Source organism: Sphingobium sp. VMM (assembly GCF_056790315.1).
Genome location: NZ_JBXGSI010000020.1, coordinates 18,056 through 36,293, shown reverse-complemented (window position 1 = coordinate 36,293; position 18,238 = coordinate 18,056). Strand labels below are relative to the sequence as shown.

The following is an 18,238-nucleotide window of genomic DNA, read 5'->3' as shown; positions in this document are numbered from 1 at the left end:
CCCAAATGGCTTTTCGACGAAAGTGTCGGGCGACCTTACAAACAACCACGGACGACTGGCGGCATTAACCCTTGCACCACGCACGAATGCGTGGCTTTCCGCGTCTGGCACGCCGGATGCTTCTCTTTCCGCATTCCCACCGTTCAACTACCCGGGGGATGCAGGCACGGTCTCCGCAGGCATCCCCCACCCGGTGGCCGTTCCCGAAGCTTTCACAGACCTTATCGCCAGCCGGGCTTGCAGCACATTGAACCGGCCCTGGCCGGCTTCATATGCACGCACTGCAGACAAGAAAAAGGGCGGCCCGACCAGCGGACCGCCCCTCGATCTTTCGCCCTGAGCCGGCGATCAGTTCGCCGCAGCGACGCCGTTGTCGGTCATCAGCTGCTGAAGCTCGCCAGCTTCATACATTTCCATCATGATGTCGCTGCCGCCGACAAATTCGCCCTTCACATAGAGCTGGGGAATGGTCGGCCAGTCCGAGAAGGTCTTGATGCCCTGGCGGACCGCCTGGTCCTGCAGCACGTCGACCGTCTCGTAATTCACGCCCAGATGCTCCAGGATCGCGATCGCGCGGCTGGAAAAGCCGCACTGGGGGAAGAGCGGCGTGCCCTTCATGAAGAGCACCACGTCATTGCCGTTGACGATGTCGGCGATCCGCTGCTGCACGGCGTCGGTCATTTCACTGGGTCCAATTCTTTGTCTGGCGTCGCCGCGCGGCGGGACGCATATGTCGCTATGGCGGTTAGTTGGGAACGGCGGTGGTCAGTTGCAAGGCGTGAAGCACCCCGCCCATGCGTCCGCCCAGCGCCGCATAGACGGCGCGCTGCTGCGCCACCCGGCTCATGCCCCGAAAGCTTTCGGACACGACCTTCGCCGCATAATGATCGCCGTCACCGGCCAGGTCGGTAATCTCGACCTGCGCATCCGGGATCGCGGTCTTGATCATCTCGGCAATATCGTCTGCTGCCATCGGCATGGCGATACCTGCCTTACTGCGCTTCGATGAACATGCGGCGGGCGATCACCGCCTGCTCGTCGAGCGCGGTGCGCACGCCCGCTTCGTCGATGTCGAGGCCGGCCTGGGTCATGTCGCCCAGCAGCTTGCGGATGACGTCCTCATCGCCCGCTTCCTCGAAATCGGCCTGCACGACGGCCTTGGCATAAGCGTCGGTTTCCTCAGGGGTCAGGCCCATCTTCGCGGCCGCCCATTCGCCCAGCAGGCGGTTGCGGCGCGCCTGGATGCGGAACTGCATCTCCTGATCGTGCGCGAACATATTTTCAAATGCGCGCTCGCGGTCGTCGAAAGTGGTCATGCGTGAAGCCCTGTTGAAATGCGTCTGTCGCGTTCAGAGATAGGCGGAACCGCGCCTTTAGGCAACGGCCGGCACCAGCCAGGGGCGCAAAGCCGCATCCTTCGCCTCGAACGCGTCGATCACATCCGCCTCGTCCAGGGTCAGGCCGATCTCGTCGAGGCCGCCCAGCAGGCAATGCTTGCGGAACGGATCGATCTCGAAGCTGAAGCGATCCTGATATTGGGTGGTGACGCTCTGCTGCTCCAGATCGACATGGATCGGATCAGTCTTCGCCACTTCCATCAGCCGGTCGATCGCCTCCTGCGGCAGCACCACTGTCAATATGCCGTTCTTGAACGCATTGCCCGAGAAGATGTCGGAAAAGCTCGGCGCGATCACCACCTTGATGCCCAGGTCGCCCAGCGCCCAGGCGGCATGTTCACGGCTGGAGCCACAGCCGAAATTGTCGCCCGCGATCAGGATCGGGCTGCCGGCATATTCGGGATCGTCGAAGACATTGCCCGGTTCCTTGCGCAGCACCTCGAACGCGCCCTTGCCAAGGCCGGCGCGCGAAATCGTCTTGAGCCAGTGCGCCGGGATGACGATGTCGGTATCGACATTCTTCATCCCGAACGGATAGGCCCGGCCGTCAACGGTAGTCAGCTTGTCCATCAGTGCGCCCGCTTCGCCTCAACCGCGGGACCGTCCTCAGCGCGGCCCAGCGTCGCGGCCATCGCCGCACTGGCCAGCGCGCCCAGCGCCAGCACCCAGAATACCTTCTTCATGCGACCATCCCCTCTTTTTCACCCATCAATGCGCGCACGTCGGTCAACCGGCCGGTCAGCGCGGCAGCAGCCGCCATTTCCGGCGAGACCAGATGCGTGCGCGACCCCGGACCCTGACGGCCCATGAAATTGCGGTTGCTGGTCGATGCGCAGCGTTCGCCGGCCGGCACCTTGTCCGGGTTCATGCCCAGGCATGCCGAACAGCCCGGCTCGCGCCATTCGAAACCGGCGTCGAGGAAGATGCGGTCCAGCCCCTCGGCCTCGGCCATGCGCTTGACCAGGCCCGACCCCGGCACGACCATCGCATGCTTGATGCCGGCGGCGATATGCCGCCCCTTCAGCAGGCCGGCGGCGGCGCGCAGATCCTCAATCCGACTGTTGGTGCAGCTGCCGATGAAGACATGCTCGATCGCGACATCTTCCATCTTCTGTCCGGCGGACAGGCCCATATAGTCGAGCGACTTCTGCGCGGCGGCGCGCTTCGACGCATCGGCGAAGCTTTCCGGATCCGGCACCACGCCGGTCACCGGCACTACATCCTCGGGGCTGGTGCCCCAGGTGACGTTGGGGACGATGTCGGCCGCGTCGATCACGACCGTCTTGTCGAACACCGCGCCTTCATCGGTGTGCAGCGTCTTCCACCAGGCCACGGCCGCATCCCAGTCGGCCCCCTTGGGCGCCATCGGGCGACCTTCGATATAGGCAAAGGTGTTTTCGTCCGGCGCGAACAGGCCGGACCGGGCGCCCGCCTCGATCGACATGTTGGCGACGGTCAGGCGGCCCTCGATCGACATGTCGCGGAACACCGACCCGCGATATTCCATGACATAGCCGGTGCCGCCGGCGGTGCCGATCGTGCCACAGATTGCCAGCGCCACATCCTTGGGGGTGACGCCATAGCCCAGCTCGCCCTCGACCACGACCTGCATGGTCTTGGACTGCTTCAGCAGCAGCGTCTGGGTCGCCAGCACATGCTCGACCTCGGACGTGCCGATGCCGAAGGCCAGCGCGCCCAGCGCGCCGTGCGAGCTGGTGTGGCTGTCGCCGCAGACCAGGGTAGTGCCCGGCAAGGTGAAGCCCTGTTCCGGGCCGACGACATGGACGATGCCCTGTTCCGGGTCCGCGTCGCCGATCAGGCGCACGCCGAACTCCGGCGCATTGCGCTCCAGCGCGGCCAACTGCTGCGCGCTTTCCGGGTCGGCGATCGGGATGCGATGGCCATCGGCGTCGCGGCGCGGCGTGGTCGGCAGATTATGGTCGGGTACCGCAAGGGTCAGGTCCGGCCGGCGCACTTTTCGTCCAGCGAGACGAAGTCCTTCAAACGCCTGCGGGCTCGTCACTTCATGCACGAGGTGACGATCGATATAGATCAGGCAGGTTCCATCGGGACGCCGTTCAACGACATGCGCGTCCCAGATCTTCTCATAGAGGGTGCGTGGCTTAACCATGGTCCCCTCCCCCTAGACCCGTAAGGCGCCAGGGGAAAGGGGGAGAAACAGGCCTTGCGATGGAAAATGTGCGTTTTTCGCAAGGATGAAGCAATAATGTTACGCCGCGCGATAATCCTCGACCACGCGGCCGACCGCCGCCAGTTCCGCCTCATGCCCCTCCTCGCGCCAGCTTTCGGCCAGCGCCGCCTGTTCCCATTCGCGCATCGCCGGATGGGCCAGCATGGTCTCGACCCAGCCGCGCGCGATCGGCCCGACATCCAGGCCATAGCTGCGCACCCGGAAGGCGACCGGCGCATAGAAGGCGTCGAGCGCGCTGAAATCGGCGCCGGCCAGATAGGGCCCGCCAAAGCGCGCCAGCCCCTGCTCCCAAAGTTCGCGCAACCGGGCGATATCCTTGTTGAGCGCCGGCTCGATCAGGTTCAGCTCCACCCGCACCCCAACATTCATCGTGCAGGTCGAACGCAGCGCGGAAAAGCCGCTGTGCATTTCCGCCACCGCGCACTGGGCAAAGGCCCGCGCATCGGCATCGGCAGGCCAGACGCCCTCATGCCGGTCGGCCAGATAGAGGAGGATGCCGAGCGAATCCCAGAGCGTCCGGTCGCCATCGATCAACGCCGGCACCTGTCCCGTCGGCGAAAAGCTGCGAAAGGCGCTGTAATTGACCGGCGCGGCAAAGGGCTCGATCCGATCGACGAAATCGATCCCCAGCCCCTTCATCAGCAGCCAGGGCCGCAGCGACCAGCTCGAATAATTCCGGTTGGCGGTGATGAGCGTATAGGCCATCGATCAATCTCCCCTGTGCGTGGTGCGCGTCCCCTTAGCGCAACGGGAAACGGCCCGACAGGCGGAACGATCCACGGGTCTGACAAGCTCAGCTTATCAGGCAGGACGGGGAAGCTCGGCGCGCGCCTGACGAGCAAGTGGGAAGCGGACCGGTTGCTTACCCTCTCCCGTTCGCGAGAGAGGGAGGCGCCCGCGCCATAGGCGTGGGAGGGTGAGGGCCTTCTAAAACAAGCGCCCCTCATCCAACTTCGCCTGGCCGGCCTTGCCGGCAAGGCTTCCTATCCTTCTCCCGCCAGCGGGAGAAGGAATGAGCGCTTCTGATCGGTTGCGGCTGGGCGGCTTTCGGCACCCTGATTTCGATCTGCTGGGCAACACGAACGGGTGGATCAGGGGACGGCCATTTTTATGCCGTCATCCCCGCGGAGGCGGAGATCCATCTCACCAGCGCGGGACCAGATGCAAGGTCAGGAGATGGATTCCCGCCTATGCGGGAATGACGAATAAGGGTGGGAAGCTGACTGGCGGCTTACGGGAAAGCGTAGGCCGATAAAGGTCATTTTGCCATGCCGGAAAGCCCTTAAACGAGGTTGTCGGACACATCCTCAATCCGCCAGTGACTCTTGGTTCCACAACACTGAGCAATGCTGGCGACGTCATAATACCCGCTGAATTGCCTATTCACCTGTCCGAAATCGTGTGTTTTTCGGTGGGTTAGAAGCTATCGGTCATATGTGCATCGGAGAACGTCGCAGTATGATTGATATGTCACCAGCATTGCCTCCTTCAGAAGAACAGGTCATTGAGCAGCGATTGATTGAGTGCGGCCTTAATGCGAAGGGCTTATCGGTCAAATATGAGGCTCATCTTCAAAGCATAGAAATTGTAATTCGACCAAATGCTGGTGCAAATGTGGATCGTTTCAAATGCATCAAAGATGCTTCTGGATACGAGATCGTAACATTTGAAGATCGAAATATGCATGTTGCTTACAATGAATATGCTTCCGAACTAGCTCGTTCGCAGGTTTTGGATGGCTTCAAGGCGTCTCTCGAAGAAAAGGGCCTATTGGAAGCTTTTCCAGAACGTCGGAAATTCCAAAATTTGCGCGAATACGCGAAGGCCCTCGAAACACATGGGGGCTTAAAAGCCCGGCACCGCGTTGCGAGTTTCTGGTGACGTCATTGTCTTCGATCCGCCTCACAACGATAAGAACCCGGCGGATTTTATGGAACGCTATTCTAACCTGTTAGCGATAGTCGGCTACGCCTCCGCGCTTGAACGCTTGAACTTCGGATTTATCGGTAACGCGGCTGTTTCGGAGAAGTGAAAACCGTCCGCTTCGGAGTGCGACGAAAGGCAGGTTAGATGACCGACATTGGTCGCTTCCAGACCGACAGCTATCCCTCCCTCCCGCCGCAGCTCTTTCCTACACAGGGCTTTTTCTGTTCTATCCTGTTGGATGAACCAGCCTCTTCCTCCTCCGCTCGCCGCGCTGCTCGAAACCGGCAAAATCAGCCATGCCGCGCAGATGGTCAGCATGTCCCGTTCCAGCGCCCACCGGCTGCGCGAGGCTCGCGGGCACCGGCTTCGACCGCTGCTGGGCCAATGCGCTGGCGCTCCACGCCGCCCGCCGGGCTGATCCGCTCGCGCCGATCCGCCGACATAGGGGGCCGATCGGTCGGTAAATGTCGCCCGGCTGTCGCCTGACTGTCGCGTCGCTGTCGCTTCGGTGTGACCCCAGTGTCGCTTCAGTGTCGCTCCACTGTCGCTTCACCGGCGCGCGACAGGCGCGTTGTCGCCAAAATCGCCCCGAAATCACGACGCATGACGGTGTGAACTTTCAACTGTCGCGTCATTTCCCCCTCCCCCCTAGAGCGATTTCCAAGCAATCGGCATCGATTGCTGATTAAGAAATCGCGGTAAAACAAATAATAGCCAAGCCCTTGCAGGCGCGGCACTAAGGCGACCCCGGCGGGCGGGCGACCGTTCGCGCCAGGGCCAGAACAGGGAGCATTTCGTGAACCGACGCCAATTCCTCACCACCAGCGGCGCCACGGCGCTGGCCGCATCCGCCCCGCGCGCCTTTGCGCAGCCGGGATCGCAGGATGCCCGCCTGCGCGCCATGCTGGACGGCTTCTTCTATGAGCGGCTGGACGACAGCCCGGAACAGGCGACCCGCCTTGGCCTCGACATCGGTGCCCGCGCCGCGCTGCGCGGCAAGCTCAGCGACACCAGCGCTGCCGGCGCGGCCCGCGATCTGGCCCGCAGCAAGGCGCAGGCGAAGCAGCTTGCCGGTCTCGATCGCGCGGCGCTCAGCCCGGCCAGCCAGCTCGACTATGATGTCGTCGCCTATCAGCTCGACCGCGCCGTGGGTGGCGAACGTTTCGCCTATGGCGAGACGGCAGGCCGCTATGCGCCCTATATCCTGAGCCAGCTCACCGGCTCCTATCGCGAGACGCCCGATTTCCTCGACAGCCAGCACCGGGTGAAGGACGCAGCCGATGCCGACGCTTATCTGGCGCGGCTCGAAGCCTTTCCCGTCAGCATGGACGGCGAGCTGGAGCGGCAGAAGGCTGACGCGGCCAAGGGCGTGTTCGCGCCCGACTATATTCTCGACACGACGATGAAGATGCAGGCGGCGCTGCGCGACCAGCCCGCCGCGCAGACCGTGCTGGTGGCGAGCTTTGCCAAGAAGCTGGCCGCCGCCGGCCTGCCGCCCGAACGCGCGGCGCAGGCGGAAAAGATCGTAGCGGAGAAGGTCTTCCCCGCCGTCGATCGCCAGCGCGCGCTGGTGCAGCAATTGCGCGCCAAGGCGGTGCATGACGCCGGCTGCTGGCGCCTGCCCGATGGCGAGGCCTTCTACGCCGCCGCCGCCGAGGCTGCGACTACGACCCGGCTGACCGGCGACGAGATCCACCAGATGGGCCTGGATCAAGTTGCCAGCATCTCGTCGCGGATCGACGCGATCCTGAAGGGCGAAGGGATGAGCCAGGGCACGGTCGGCGACCGTCTGGTCGCGCTCAACAAGCGCCCCGACCAGCTCTACCCCAATACCGATCCGGGCCGCGAGGCGCTGCTGGCACAGCTCAACAGCCAGATCAAGGCGATGCAGGCGCGGCTGGGCGAGGCGTTCAACACCGTGCCCAAGGCGCCGGTCGAGGTGCGCCGCGTGCCGGTGACGATCCAGGCGGGCGCGCCGGGCGGCTATTATCAGAATGCCTCGCTCGACGGGTCGCGGCCGGCCATCTATTTTATCAACCTGCGCGACACGTTCGACCGGCCGAAATTCGGCCTCGCCACGCTGACCCATCATGAGGCTGTGCCGGGCCACCATCTGCAGGTGACGGTGGCGCTGGAATCGGATTCGATCCCGATGATCCGCCGCCGCGGCTTCTACAGCGGCTATTCCGAAGGCTGGGCGCTCTATTCCGAGCAGCTCGCCGACGAGATGGGCATGTACAAGGGCGATCCGCTGGGCCAGGTCGGCTATCTCCAGTCGCTGCTGTTCCGCGCCACCCGGCTGGTGGTCGACAGCGGCATGCACGCCAAGCGCTGGAGCCGCGAGAAGGCGACCGATTATCTCATCGCCACCACCGGCATCGCGCGCGGCCGCAGCCAGGGCGAGATCGACCGCTATACCGTCTGGCCGGGTCAGGCGTGCAGCTACAAGATCGGCCACACCGTGTGGAACGACCTGCGCGAGCAAGTGAAGAAGGCGCAGGGCGACAAGTTCGACCTCAAGCAGTTCCACGAGGTGCTGACGCTGGGCGCGATGCCGCTCGACATATTGAAGCAGGCGGTGCGCCAGCGGGCGGGGATCGCCTGAACCGATAGGTAAAAAAACGGCCCGGTGGTGCGCCACCGGGCCGTCGAGGGTCCTTCCACCCAAATCGCGAGAGGAGTGTCGAATTCCCCGCGAACTGGCTGTCTTCACGGCCCCGGCCGCGAAACCCTAATCTTCCATGCTTGTTACGCTTGCGGAACCCATCTTCCCGACAAGCATCGGGATATCGCCGGGAAGATGGGGCGCCTGCGGTGTTTAGGCCGCAAACTGGTTCCCCCGCGGCCTTTAGGCCGCAAACTGATTCATCGTGTTGTGGGCGCCGCCGGCCTTGAGCGCGGCTTCGCCGGCGAAATATTCCTTATGGTCGTCGCCAATGTCGGAGCCGGCCATATTCTGGTGCTTCACGCAGGCGATGCCCTGGCGGATTTCCTGCCGCTGCACGCCCTTGACGTAGCCCAGCATGCCGGCCTCGCCGAAATATTCCTTGGCGAGATTGTCGGTGCTGAGCGCCGCAGTGTGATAGGTCGGCAGGGTGATGAGGTGGTGGAAGATGCCCGCCTCGCGCGCCGCATCCTTCTGGAAGGTGCGGATGCGTTCGTCCGCCTCGATGCCGAGGTCGGTGGCATCATAATCCGCGCTCATCAGCCTCGCCCGGTCATAGGCGCTGACATCCTTGCCAGCTTCGCCCCAGGCGTCGAACACCTGCTGACGGAAGTTCAGCGTCCAGTTGAAGCTGGGCGAATTGTTATAGACCAGCTTGGCATTGGGGATCACCTCGCGGATGCGGCTGACCATCCCGCCGATCTGGCCGATATGCGGCTTTTCGGTCTCGATCCACAGCAGGTCGGCGCCGTTCTGGAGCGCGGTGATGCAGTCGAGGACGCAGCGATCCTCGCCGGTGCCGGCGCGGAACTGATAGAGGTTCGACGGCAGGCGCTTGGGCTTCAGCAACTGCCCATCGCGGCTGATGAGAACATCACCATGGCCGATCGCGCCGGCATCGACCGGATCGCAATCGAGGAAGCCATTATAGAGGTCGCCGATGTCGCCCGCTTCACGGGTGAAGGCGATCTGCTTGGTGAGACCCGCGCCCAGCGAGTCGGTACGTGCGACGATCACGCCGTCGTCGATCCCGAGTTCCAGGAAGGCGTAGCGGACCGCCCGGATTTTCGCGAGGAAGTCCTCATGCGGGACCGTGACCTTGCCGTCCTGATGGCCGCACTGCTTTTCGTCCGAGACCTGATTCTCGATCTGGATGCAGCAGGCGCCGGCCTCGATGAACTTCTTGGCGAGCAGGTAGGTCGCCTCGGCATTGCCGAAGCCGGCATCGATGTCGGCGACGATCGGGACGATATGGGTTTCGTAATTGTCGATCTGCTGCTGCAGCTTGGCGGCGCGGACCTCGTCCCCTTCCGCGCGGGCCTTGTCGAGATCGCGGAACAGGCCGCCCAACTCGCGGGCGTCGGCCTGGCGCAGGAAGGTGTAGAGCTCCTCGATCAACGCGGGGACGCTGGTCTTTTCATGCATCGACTGGTCGGGCAGCGGGCCGAACTCGCTGCGCAGCGCCGCGACCATCCAGCCCGAAAGATAGAGGTAGCGGCCCTTGGTGGTGCCGAAATGCTTTTTGATGCTGATCATCTTCTGCTGGCCGATGAAGCCGTGCCAGCAGCCCAGCGACTGGGTGTAGTTGGCCGGATCGGCATCATAGGCGGCCATGTCGGCGCGCATGATCTTTGCAGTGTAGCGGGCGATGTCGAGGCCGCTCTGGAACCGGTTCTGCAGGCGCATCCGGGCGACGGATTCGGGCGCGATGCCGTCCCAATGGCCCTGGCCACCGATCAGCGTGTCGGCCTTCGCGATTTCACTTTGATAGGTCATGTCGTCATTCCCTCGGGGTGAGCTGCAAGAAAGAATGACAGCGAAGTAGACACAGGAAATGGGGTGCGGCACCCCTGCCAAAGTCCAGTTGTCGATCTTTACAAAAATCTGCTGTAAAGTTGTAAAGAGCGTACAGGAGTCGGTGTCATGGCCAAGGATCGTCCCGTCTATATGGGGCCGCGATTGCGGCGATTGCGGCGCGAGCTGGGCCTGACCCAGGCCGACATGGCCAATGATCTGGAGATCAGCGCCTCCTATGTCGCGCTGCTGGAGCGCAACCAGCGACCGCTGACCGCCGACATGCTGTTGCGCCTTGCCCGCACCTACAAGCTGGACATGGCCGAGGTGGCGGGCGACGGCGGCGCGGAACAAACGGCGCGGCTGCAGGCGGTGCTGAAAGACCCGATGTTCGCCGATATCGACCTGCCGCAACTGGCGACCGGCGATGTCGCGGTCAATTATCCGGGCATTACAGAGGCTTTGCTGCGGCTCTATACCAGCTATCGCGAGGAGCATCTGGCGCTGGCGGACCGGGGGGCGGAGGCGGAGCCGCAGGAGGATGGCGCCGATCCGGTGGCGGAGGCGCGGCGCTTCATCGCTGCGCGGCGCAACAGCTTTCCGCTGCTCGACGATGCGGCCGAGAAGCTGGCGGCGGAAGCGGAGGCCGAGGGTGGCTTGTCGGGCTGGCTCAAGGCCCGCCACAATTTGCGGGTGCGGCGATTGCCGTCGGACGTGATGGCGGGATCGATGCGGCGGCTCGACCGGCATCGTGACGCGGTGCTGCTGGACGATGCGCTGGACAGCGCCAGCTCGGCCTTTCAACTGGCGTTGCAGATCGCCTATCTGGAGATGCGCAAGGGCTTCGATACGCTACTGAAGGACGGACAGTTCGCCAGCGAGAGCGGGCGGCGGCTCGCCCGGCGGGCGCTGGCCAGCTATGGCGCGGCGGCGATCCTGATGCCCTATGCCGCCTTCGCCAAGGCGGTGGAGGCCAGGCGCTATGATGTCGAGGCGCTGGCCCGGCAGTTCGGCGTCAGCTTCGAGCAGGCGGCGCATCGCCTCACCACCTTGCAGAAGCCGGGGCAGGAGCGCGTGCCCTTCTTCTTCCTGCGGGTCGATCCGGCCGGCAATGTCTCCAAGCGGCTGGACGGGGCCGGCTTTCCCTTTGCCCGCCATGGCGGTTCCTGCCCGCTCTGGTCGGTGCATCGCGTGTTCGAAACCCCGCGCGAGGTGGTGACGCAATGGCTGGAACTGCCCGACGGCCAGCGTTTCTTCTCGATCGCACGCACCGTCACCGCCGGCGGCGGCAGTTGGGGCGCGGCCAAAGTGGAGCGGGCGATCGCACTGTGCTGCGCGGCCGACCATGCCCATCGGCTGATCTATAGCCAGGATGCGCCGGCCCCCGCGCCGACGCCGATCGGCGTCACCTGCCGCCTGTGCCACCGCAGCCAGTGCATGGCCCGGTCCGCCCCGCCGATCGGCCGCGACATGCTGCCCGACGATTATCGGCGGACGCGGGCGCCTTTCGGCTTTGCCGATGGTTAGGCAGATGAGGCGCTTACCTGCCTCCGTTCATTTCGAGCTTGTCGAGAAACGGGGTAAGCGGGACATGAAGGTCGGCGCTTGCCGCTTCTCGACAGGCTCGAAGCGAACGGATTGGGGGGTAGGCTCTGATGGATGAGGAAACGCCGCCGATGGGGTCACCGCAGAGCCTCTCTAAGCGATCGCTGGCGATTGCCGGGCTGTCGACCATCGTCGAATGGTATGACTTCACCCTCTATCTCTATCTCGCCACCCTGTTGTCGCGCATCTTCTATGGCGGCGGCGCGGCGGGCGTGGGGCATGTGCTGGCGGGCTTTGCAATCGCCTATCTGATGCGGCCGCTGGGCGCGATCGTCTTTGGCCATATCGGCGATCGCCATGGCCGGCGGCCGACCATGTTGCTGTCGATGGCGCTGATGAGCGCGGCGATGCTGGCGACCGCGCTGTTGCCGACGCAGGCGCAGGTCGGGGCGATGGCGGGATGGCTGCTGCTGGCGCTGCGCTGTGTCATGGCCTTCTCGGTCGGGGGCGAATATACCGGCGTCGTCGCCTATCTGCTGGAAGGCGCGCCGCCCGGTCGGCGCGGCCTCATCACATCCCTGGCGTCGGCGGCGAGCGAGGTCGGCGGGTTGCTGGCAGTGGCGCTGTCCGCCCTCACCGTAGCGCTGCTGGACGAGGCGGCGCTGGCCGACTGGGGCTGGCGCATTCCCTTCCTGGTCGGCGCGGGGCTGGCGGCGCTCATCCTGCTGGCGCGGTCGCGGATCGAGGAATCGCCCGATTTCCTGGCGCAGCGCGCCCGTGGCAGCATCCCGGCTCAGCCCCTGCGCCTCAGCCTGCGCGCCTATCGACCGGCGATCGGCCGCGGCTTTGCCATTTCGGCGCTGGGGTCGATCACCTATTATGTCGGCATCGTCTATGTGCCGAGCTTCCTGATCGGGACCGGCCGCATGGGCGAGGCCGATGCGCTGACACTCTCGACGCTGGCGGCGCTGGTGGTGATCCTGGTGACGCCGCTGGTCGGCGCCTTGTCCGACCGGATCGGGCGGCGGCCGGTGCTGGTCGCGCTGGCGCTCGCCGGTGTGGCGCTGCCGGCCCTGCTCTTTGCCCTTATGGCCCAGGGAAGTGCATTGGGCGGCGCGCTGCTGGGCGCGACCCTGCTGGCGGCACTGGGCGGAGCAGTGAGCGCGGTCGGCGCCGTGGCCACGGCCGAGCAGTTTCCCGGCGAAGGGCGGCTGAGCGGCCTCGCCTTTGGCGCCACCGGCGCGACGGCGCTGTTCGGCGGCCTCACCCCCTATCTGTCGCACCAGCTGACGCAGGCAAGCGGATGGGCGTCCGCGCCCGGATGGCTGATCGCGATCGTCGCGCTCGGCGTATTGCCGGTGCTCTGGCGCCTGCCCGAAAGCGCGCCAAAGCGACAACAGCCCTGCTGAGCCCCCTTCCCGCATGGCCCTCTCTCCGCTAGCGCATGCGCCACAAAAGAAAGGGGAGCATCCTTAATGCGTTTGACGATTTCGCTGGCCGCGCTCGCGCTGGCCATCATGCCCATGGCCGTCCAGGCCCAGGACGACGGGAAGAAGAAGGATGAGGCACCGGCCGCCGAAGCTGGCGTGCCCGCCCCCAATGTCTCGGTCACCCATCATAAGGGCGTGTTCGGCGGCAAAGCGATCAGCTACACCGCGACAACCGGCGAAACCTATCTGAAGGACAAGGATGGCAAGCCGCTCGCGGCGATCTACGCCACCGCCTATGTCAAGGATGGCGGCGACAAGAAGCGCCCGATCACCTTCCTCTATAATGGCGGCCCCGGCTCGGGCTCGCTCTGGCTGCACATGGGCGCCTTCGGCCCCAAGCGCGTCGTGCTCCCCGATGCGCAGGATGACGGCGCGCCGCCCTATCCGCTGGTCGACAATGCCGAATCGCTGCTCGACGTCACCGATCTCGTCTTCATCGATCCGGTCGGCACCGGCTTTTCCCACGCCATCGGCAAGAAGGATCCCAAGGATTATTGGGGCGTCTCCGCCGACGCCAAGTCGATCGCCGACTATATCCGCCTGTGGCTCAATGAGAATGGCCGCTGGTCCTCGCCCAAGTTCATCGGCGGCGAAAGCTATGGCACCACCCGTTCGGTCGCGCTGATCAACGAGCTGGAGGGCAGCTATAACGACGTCGCGGTCAACGGCATCATCCTGATCTCGTCGATCCTCGACTTCGGCGCCTCGGCCGAGGTGCAGGGCAATGAAATGCCCTATATCCTCAACCTCCCCTCGATGGCGACGACCGCCTGGTATCACAAGAAAATGGGCAATCCGCCCGCCACCGTGGCCGAAGCCGCCCAGCAGGCCCGCGCCTTTGCCATCGGCCCCTATGCCGCCGCGCTGCTCAAGGGCAATCAACTGTCGGACCAGGAACGCGCCAGCGTCCGTGCTGAACTCGCCCGCCTCACCGGCCTGTCGGAGCAATTTGTCGACCATGCCGAGCTGCGCATCTCGCCCGGCCGTTTCTACAAGGAATTGCTGCGCGATCGCGGCGTCTCCATCGGCCGCCTCGACACCCGCTACACCGGCAAGGATTATGATGCGGCCGGCGAGGAGCCGGACAATGACCCCAGCTTCTACGCGATCGACGGCGCCTATACCGCGGCGATGAACAGCTATGCCCGCGACGAGCTGAAGTACAAGACCGACCGCAGCTATGTGACGATCGGCGGGGTCAGCGGCTGGGACTGGAAGCTGCAGGGCCAGCGCGGACGCGACAGCGAAGTCTATGCCAGCGTCGCGCCTTATCTCAGCAAAGCCTTGCGCGAGAATAGCGGGCTCAAGGTGTTCGTCGGCCAGGGCTGGTATGATTTCGCCACCCCCTTCTTCGGCGCGGAATACGCGATGAGCCGCACCGGCTTCGATCCCGCGCGGATCCAGTATCATTATTATGATGCCGGCCACATGATGTATGTCCGCCCCGATGACCTGCGAAAGTTGAGCGCGGATATCCGGGCGTTCATCTCGCAGCGATGATGATGCCGCCCGCCCGGAAAACAGCCGGGCGGGCGCTGTCTTCGCCTGCGAGACCATCCATCGCCATTCCTGCCCGCCTATAGGCATTTCACACGAATATATCCGCTGCCGCCCGTCCGATAATATGTCTTCCAGAACAAGGGTCGCTTTGTCTTTTCACAGGGGCAAGGGGCGTTGGCGCGACAATCGGACCATGCAGGCTCAAGCGGGCGATCGTTACGCGCTGCGATGCTGACGGCGCTTCTCGCAACCGTCGCACCGTCGCAAGTCCGCGCCCAGGAAAGCGCCGACATCTCCCCGCTCGCACATGGTTCAGGCGAAACGGCATCGCCTGCCGCCCTGACCGTGAACGAGACCATCTCCTTCGATCTCGCCAGCCTCACGCCGGAAAAAAAGCCGGAAACCGAACTGCCGGACAGTGTCGGTCCATCCATCGTCGTCGATACAGATAGCCCGGCTGCAATCGATCCCGACCGCTATCGCTCGCTCGGCAACCGGATGGCGGCGGCCAAATGGGAAACATTGGGGCTTTTCGCCTATATCACCGCGACCCAGGCCTATTGGACCGACGACACGACATCCTTTCACTTCAAGGATGAAGGATGGTTCGGCAAGAACACCAACAATCTTGGCATCGACAAGCTGACGCACGCCTTCAATGCCTATCTCTTCGCCGAATTTCTGGGCGCGCGCATCGCCCGCAAGACCGGCGACCGGGCAGCGGCCGCCTTGCCGGCCGCCCTGCTGTCGACCGCGCTGCAATTCTACGGCGAATTATGGGATGGGCATAAGAGCGACAGCGGCTTTTCCTACCAGGATATCGCCTTCAATACTGCCGGTGCCGCTTTCTCGGTGCTGCGTCACACCGTACCGGGGCTGGAGGAGAAGCTGGATTTCCGGCTGATGATGGTGCCCAATTCCAACGTCTACAGCTTCAAGGGGAAGCGCCATTATGAACAGCAGCATTTCCTGCTGTCGCTCGAACTGGCCGGGTTCAGGAAATTGGAGGCTACCCCGTTACGGCTCGTCGAATTGCAGGTCGGCTATCGCGGCAAGGATTTCACCCTTGCCGACCGCGCCGCCGGCATCCCCCCGAAACGCGACATCTTCTTCGGCGTCGCGCTCAACATCAAGCAACTCTTCTTCAAGAACAGCCGGTCGCGCGTCGGCCGCATGATCGGCAGCGGCCTCAACTATTTCCAGCTCCCCTATACTGGCATCTATGACTATTATTGAACCTTGCCGCGCGCGCAGGCCAGCACCGTAACAATCCCCCTTTAACGCCCGTAAAATCCCCCTATGCTCCTGCCTAGCAAGGGAGATTCAATCATATGCGCCACGCGCTCACGGCCTTTCTGGCCGCTGTCAGCTTTTCGTCCATCGCCGTCGCCCAAACCCCGGCTGCGCCGCCGCCGGCTCAGCCAGCCATGGTCCAGCCGACGCCCACGCCGCAGAGCGAACTGCCTGGCCTGATCGCCAGGGACATGGAGGGGCTGATGACGCTCTATCGCGACCTGCATGCCAATCCCGAGCTTTCGCTGCAGGAGGTGAACACCGCCGCCAAGCTGGCCAAGCGACTGAAAGCGATGAAGTTCGACGTGACCGAGAAGGTCGGCGGCACCGGCGTCGTCGCGGTGATGAAGAATGGCTCGGGCCCCGTGCTGCTGATCCGCGCCGATATGGACGGCCTGCCGGTGGTCGAGCAGACCGGCCTCGACTTCGCGTCCAAGGTCCGCACCAAGACGCCCGAGGGGGTCGAAACCGGCGTGATGCACGCCTGCGGCCATGACACCCACATGACCGCCTTCATCGAGACCGCCAAGCTGCTGTCGAGCCAGAAGGACAAGTGGAAGGGCACGCTGGTGATGATCCTCCAGCCGGCCGAGGAAGTGGGCAAGGGCGCGCGCGACATGCTGGAGGACGGACTCTACACCCGCTTCCCGCGCCCGACCCATGCCATCGCCTTTCATGACGCCGCCAATCTCCAGGCCGGCGTCGTCGGCTATACGCCGGGCTATGCCCTCGCCAATGTCGACAGCGTCGATATCGTGGTGAAGGGGCTGGGCGGCCATGGCGCCTATCCGCAGACGACCCGCGACCCGATCGTGCTGGGTTCGCGCATCGTCACCTCGCTGCAGACCCTGGTCAGCCGCGAACAGGATCCGCAGGATCCCGCCGTCGTCACCGTCGGCAGCTTCCAGGCCGGCGCCAAGCACAACATCATCCCCGACCAGGCGCTGCTCCTCCTGACCGTGCGCAGCTATTCGGACGAGACCCGCGCCAAGCTGATCAAGGGGATCGAGCGGATCGCCCGTGGCGAGGCGATTGCGGCGGGCGTGCCCGACGACAAGATGCCGGTGGTCAGCGTCAAGGACGAGTTTACCCCGTCCACCTACAACCCGCCCGAATTTGCAGAACAGATGGGCGCGCTGCTCAAGGGGCATTTCGCCGAGGGCCGCGTGGTCAAGACCCCGGCGGTGATGGGCGGCGAGGATTTCGGCCGCTTCTACCGCGCCGACAAGTCGATCAACAGCTTCATCTTCTGGGTCGGCGGCGTGCCGGCGGACAAGATGGCGGCAGCCGAGGCCGGCCAGATCACCCTGCCCTCGCTGCACAGTCCGTTCTGGGCGCCGGAGGCCGACAAGGTGATCGCCACCGCCAGCGAGGCGATGACCGTCCTCGCCATGGATATCCTCAAGAAGGACTAAGCCTGGTCGCTGACCGCGCAGCGGCGCCGATGCATGTCCATCAGCGCCAGCGCGGTCAGCGCCACGCCCAGCCCCAGGATCATGTCGACCAGATAATGGGTGCCCTCGACCGGCGTGGACAGCAGCATAGCCGCGTTGAGCACGACGATCGACCAGCGCAGCGCCGCGATCCGCCACCCCGCCGCGATATACAGCACCGCCGCCGCGGTATGGAAGCTGGGCGCCGACACGATGCCGCGCAACTGCCCCAGGTCGATGGCATGGACCGCATGCGTCCGCAGCGCCGGGATCAGCCCCTGCTGCCACAGCTCGCTTTCGGGCATGTAGCGGATCGGTTCGTGCCACAGGTAGGAGAATGGCCCGACCGCCGGCATCAGGCTGAACAGGATCAGGGTGATGACCGCCGCCAGCCAGAAGGTCGCGATGAAGCGCCAGGCCCGTTCCTGCTCGCCCGCCCGCGCCATGCACCATAGCAGCAGGGCCGGCGTCACATAGATGCTGCGATAGGCGGCCGTTTCCAGGAACTGGAGTGTCCGGTGCGACGCCGTCAGCCGATACCAATAGAGCCAGTCGAACCCGAGCGCTTCGTCGATCCGCTGCAAGGTCGCATCGGCATAGCCATGGGTCAGCGCCGCCACGGGATAGCTGGCCGCCGCGCCCATGACCGAGATCAGCGTGAACAGGCCGACATAGGTGGCAAATGGCGCCACCGTCCCGGCATGGCGCCAGCCGCTACGCGGCAGGCCGAAGCGCAGCGCCAGCAACAGCGCCGCCGCCGCGCCATAGGCGATGCTGCTCACCTGCCAGAAATCGATGCGCAGGCCCGCCATGTCCAGCAGCAGGGCGAGCAGCAGCATGCTCACACCCAGCGCCGCCAGAAAATGCCGCCGGATCGCCAATGGTCGCGTGACGATCGGCACCGGACGCGCCGTCTGCGCGGCAACAGGCTCAGCGAGGGGCCAGGAGGTTTCGATCGACGGCATCACGCATATGTCCGGGAA

At 64.4% G+C, this 18,238-nt stretch carries 16 protein-coding genes; 7 read left to right on the top strand and 9 right to left on the bottom strand.

Going from position 1 to position 18,238, the window contains the following annotated elements:
• Nucleotides 1-348 precede the first annotated feature (348 nt).
• The 6 genes from grxD to ACUCV3_RS21600 all read right to left on the bottom strand — a co-directional run bounded on the left by grxD (nt 349) and on the right by ACUCV3_RS21600 (nt 4,314).
• Nucleotides 349-681 (bottom strand): Grx4 family monothiol glutaredoxin, encoded by a 333-nt coding sequence (gene grxD, locus ACUCV3_RS21625; RefSeq protein WP_004210908.1) that lies wholly within the window; start codon nt 679-681, stop codon nt 349-351.
• A gap of 64 nt (nt 682-745) precedes the next feature.
• Nucleotides 746-979, bottom strand: a complete 234-nt coding sequence (locus ACUCV3_RS21620; RefSeq protein WP_004210906.1) for a BolA/IbaG family iron-sulfur metabolism protein — start codon at nt 977-979, stop codon at nt 746-748.
• A 13-nt stretch (nt 980-992) separates the two neighbouring features.
• Entirely contained in the window at nt 993-1,316 is a 324-nt protein-coding gene (locus ACUCV3_RS21615; protein WP_004210904.1) for a DUF1476 domain-containing protein, read from the bottom strand.
• 57 nt (nt 1,317-1,373) lie between these two features.
• Nucleotides 1,374-1,967, bottom strand: coding sequence for a 3-isopropylmalate dehydratase small subunit (gene leuD / locus ACUCV3_RS21610; RefSeq protein ID WP_004210902.1), 594 nt, complete (start codon nt 1,965-1,967; stop codon nt 1,374-1,376).
• Between the two features lie 109 nt (nt 1,968-2,076).
• The gene (gene leuC, locus ACUCV3_RS21605; protein WP_279730212.1) at nt 2,077-3,528 is read right to left on the bottom strand and encodes a 3-isopropylmalate dehydratase large subunit; all 1,452 of its coding nucleotides are present in this window, start codon (nt 3,526-3,528) and stop codon (nt 2,077-2,079) included.
• A 99-nt stretch (nt 3,529-3,627) separates the two neighbouring features.
• Nucleotides 3,628-4,314 (bottom strand): glutathione S-transferase family protein, encoded by a 687-nt coding sequence (locus tag ACUCV3_RS21600; RefSeq protein ID WP_279730213.1) that lies wholly within the window; start codon nt 4,312-4,314, stop codon nt 3,628-3,630.
• 753 nt (nt 4,315-5,067) lie between these two features.
• On the opposite strand from ACUCV3_RS21600, the gene ACUCV3_RS21595 reads away from it, so the two are divergent.
• Nucleotides 5,068-5,490 carry a hypothetical protein gene (locus ACUCV3_RS21595; RefSeq protein WP_482241132.1) on the top strand — a complete coding sequence of 141 codons (423 nt, stop codon included), beginning with the start codon at nt 5,068-5,070 and terminating at the stop codon, nt 5,488-5,490.
• A gap of 84 nt (nt 5,491-5,574) precedes the next feature.
• Here the strand turns inward: ACUCV3_RS21595 and ACUCV3_RS21590 are convergent, their stop codons facing one another.
• Nucleotides 5,575-5,853, bottom strand: a complete 279-nt coding sequence (locus ACUCV3_RS21590) for a hypothetical protein (RefSeq protein WP_482241131.1) — start codon at nt 5,851-5,853, stop codon at nt 5,575-5,577.
• 478 nt (nt 5,854-6,331) lie between these two features.
• Here ACUCV3_RS21590 and ACUCV3_RS21585 point away from each other — a divergent pair, with 478 nt between their 5' ends.
• Nucleotides 6,332-8,140, top strand: coding sequence for a DUF885 domain-containing protein (locus tag ACUCV3_RS21585; protein WP_279731639.1), 1,809 nt, complete (start codon nt 6,332-6,334; stop codon nt 8,138-8,140).
• 243 nt (nt 8,141-8,383) lie between these two features.
• On the opposite strand, the gene ACUCV3_RS21580 is transcribed toward ACUCV3_RS21585, so the two are convergent.
• The gene (locus tag ACUCV3_RS21580) at nt 8,384-9,976 is read right to left on the bottom strand and encodes an isocitrate lyase (RefSeq protein WP_279731641.1); all 1,593 of its coding nucleotides are present in this window, start codon (nt 9,974-9,976) and stop codon (nt 8,384-8,386) included.
• Nucleotides 9,977-10,123: 147 nt separating this feature from the next.
• Here ACUCV3_RS21580 and ACUCV3_RS21575 point away from each other — a divergent pair, with 147 nt between their 5' ends.
• From ACUCV3_RS21575 to ACUCV3_RS21555, 5 genes are all read left to right on the top strand, one after another.
• Nucleotides 10,124-11,521, top strand: coding sequence for a helix-turn-helix domain-containing protein (locus ACUCV3_RS21575; RefSeq protein ID WP_279731643.1), 1,398 nt, complete (start codon nt 10,124-10,126; stop codon nt 11,519-11,521).
• A gap of 149 nt (nt 11,522-11,670) precedes the next feature.
• A complete protein-coding gene (locus ACUCV3_RS21570; RefSeq protein ID WP_432215160.1) occupies nt 11,671-12,948 on the top strand; it encodes an MFS transporter in 1,278 nt (425 codons plus the stop codon).
• A gap of 66 nt (nt 12,949-13,014) precedes the next feature.
• Nucleotides 13,015-14,529 (top strand): S10 family peptidase, encoded by a 1,515-nt coding sequence (locus ACUCV3_RS21565; RefSeq protein WP_279731646.1) that lies wholly within the window; start codon nt 13,015-13,017, stop codon nt 14,527-14,529.
• A 228-nt stretch (nt 14,530-14,757) separates the two neighbouring features.
• A complete protein-coding gene (locus ACUCV3_RS21560) occupies nt 14,758-15,765 on the top strand; it encodes a DUF2279 domain-containing protein (RefSeq protein WP_279731648.1) in 1,008 nt (335 codons plus the stop codon).
• 95 nt (nt 15,766-15,860) lie between these two features.
• A complete protein-coding gene (locus ACUCV3_RS21555) occupies nt 15,861-17,237 on the top strand; it encodes an amidohydrolase (RefSeq protein ID WP_048938748.1) in 1,377 nt (458 codons plus the stop codon).
• Here ACUCV3_RS21555 and ACUCV3_RS21550 read toward each other — a convergent pair.
• The gene (locus tag ACUCV3_RS21550) at nt 17,234-18,220 is read right to left on the bottom strand and encodes a phosphatase PAP2 family protein (protein ID WP_279776176.1); all 987 of its coding nucleotides are present in this window, start codon (nt 18,218-18,220) and stop codon (nt 17,234-17,236) included. The two genes, ACUCV3_RS21555 and ACUCV3_RS21550, sit on opposite strands and share 4 nt — an antisense overlap.
• Nucleotides 18,221-18,238 lie beyond the last annotated feature (18 nt).

What these genes read in the sequence shown, in the direction of transcription:
- leuC (WP_279730212.1), bottom strand. Translation starts at nt 3,528, where the DNA reads ATGGTTAAGCCACGCACCCTCTATGAGAAGATCTGGGACGCGCATGTC.
- ACUCV3_RS21575 (WP_279731643.1), top strand. Translation starts at nt 10,124, where the DNA reads ATGGCCAAGGATCGTCCCGTCTATATGGGGCCGCGATTGCGGCGATTG.
- ACUCV3_RS21570 (WP_432215160.1), top strand. Translation starts at nt 11,671, where the DNA reads ATGGGGTCACCGCAGAGCCTCTCTAAGCGATCGCTGGCGATTGCCGGG.
- ACUCV3_RS21595 (WP_482241132.1), top strand. Translation starts at nt 5,068, where the DNA reads ATGATTGATATGTCACCAGCATTGCCTCCTTCAGAAGAACAGGTCATT.
- ACUCV3_RS21565 (WP_279731646.1), top strand. Translation starts at nt 13,015, where the DNA reads ATGCGTTTGACGATTTCGCTGGCCGCGCTCGCGCTGGCCATCATGCCC.
- ACUCV3_RS21555 (WP_048938748.1), top strand. Translation starts at nt 15,861, where the DNA reads ATGCGCCACGCGCTCACGGCCTTTCTGGCCGCTGTCAGCTTTTCGTCC.
- grxD (WP_004210908.1), bottom strand. Translation starts at nt 681, where the DNA reads ATGACCGACGCCGTGCAGCAGCGGATCGCCGACATCGTCAACGGCAAT.
- ACUCV3_RS21580 (WP_279731641.1), bottom strand. Translation starts at nt 9,976, where the DNA reads ATGACCTATCAAAGTGAAATCGCGAAGGCCGACACGCTGATCGGTGGC.
- ACUCV3_RS21560 (WP_279731648.1), top strand. Translation starts at nt 14,758, where the DNA reads ATGCTGACGGCGCTTCTCGCAACCGTCGCACCGTCGCAAGTCCGCGCC.
- ACUCV3_RS21600 (WP_279730213.1), bottom strand. Translation starts at nt 4,314, where the DNA reads ATGGCCTATACGCTCATCACCGCCAACCGGAATTATTCGAGCTGGTCG.
- ACUCV3_RS21620 (WP_004210906.1), bottom strand. Translation starts at nt 979, where the DNA reads ATGCCGATGGCAGCAGACGATATTGCCGAGATGATCAAGACCGCGATC.
- ACUCV3_RS21550 (WP_279776176.1), bottom strand. Translation starts at nt 18,220, where the DNA reads ATGCCGTCGATCGAAACCTCCTGGCCCCTCGCTGAGCCTGTTGCCGCG.
- ACUCV3_RS21590 (WP_482241131.1), bottom strand. Translation starts at nt 5,853, where the DNA reads ATGCTGACCATCTGCGCGGCATGGCTGATTTTGCCGGTTTCGAGCAGC.
- leuD (WP_004210902.1), bottom strand. Translation starts at nt 1,967, where the DNA reads ATGGACAAGCTGACTACCGTTGACGGCCGGGCCTATCCGTTCGGGATG.
- ACUCV3_RS21615 (WP_004210904.1), bottom strand. Translation starts at nt 1,316, where the DNA reads ATGACCACTTTCGACGACCGCGAGCGCGCATTTGAAAATATGTTCGCG.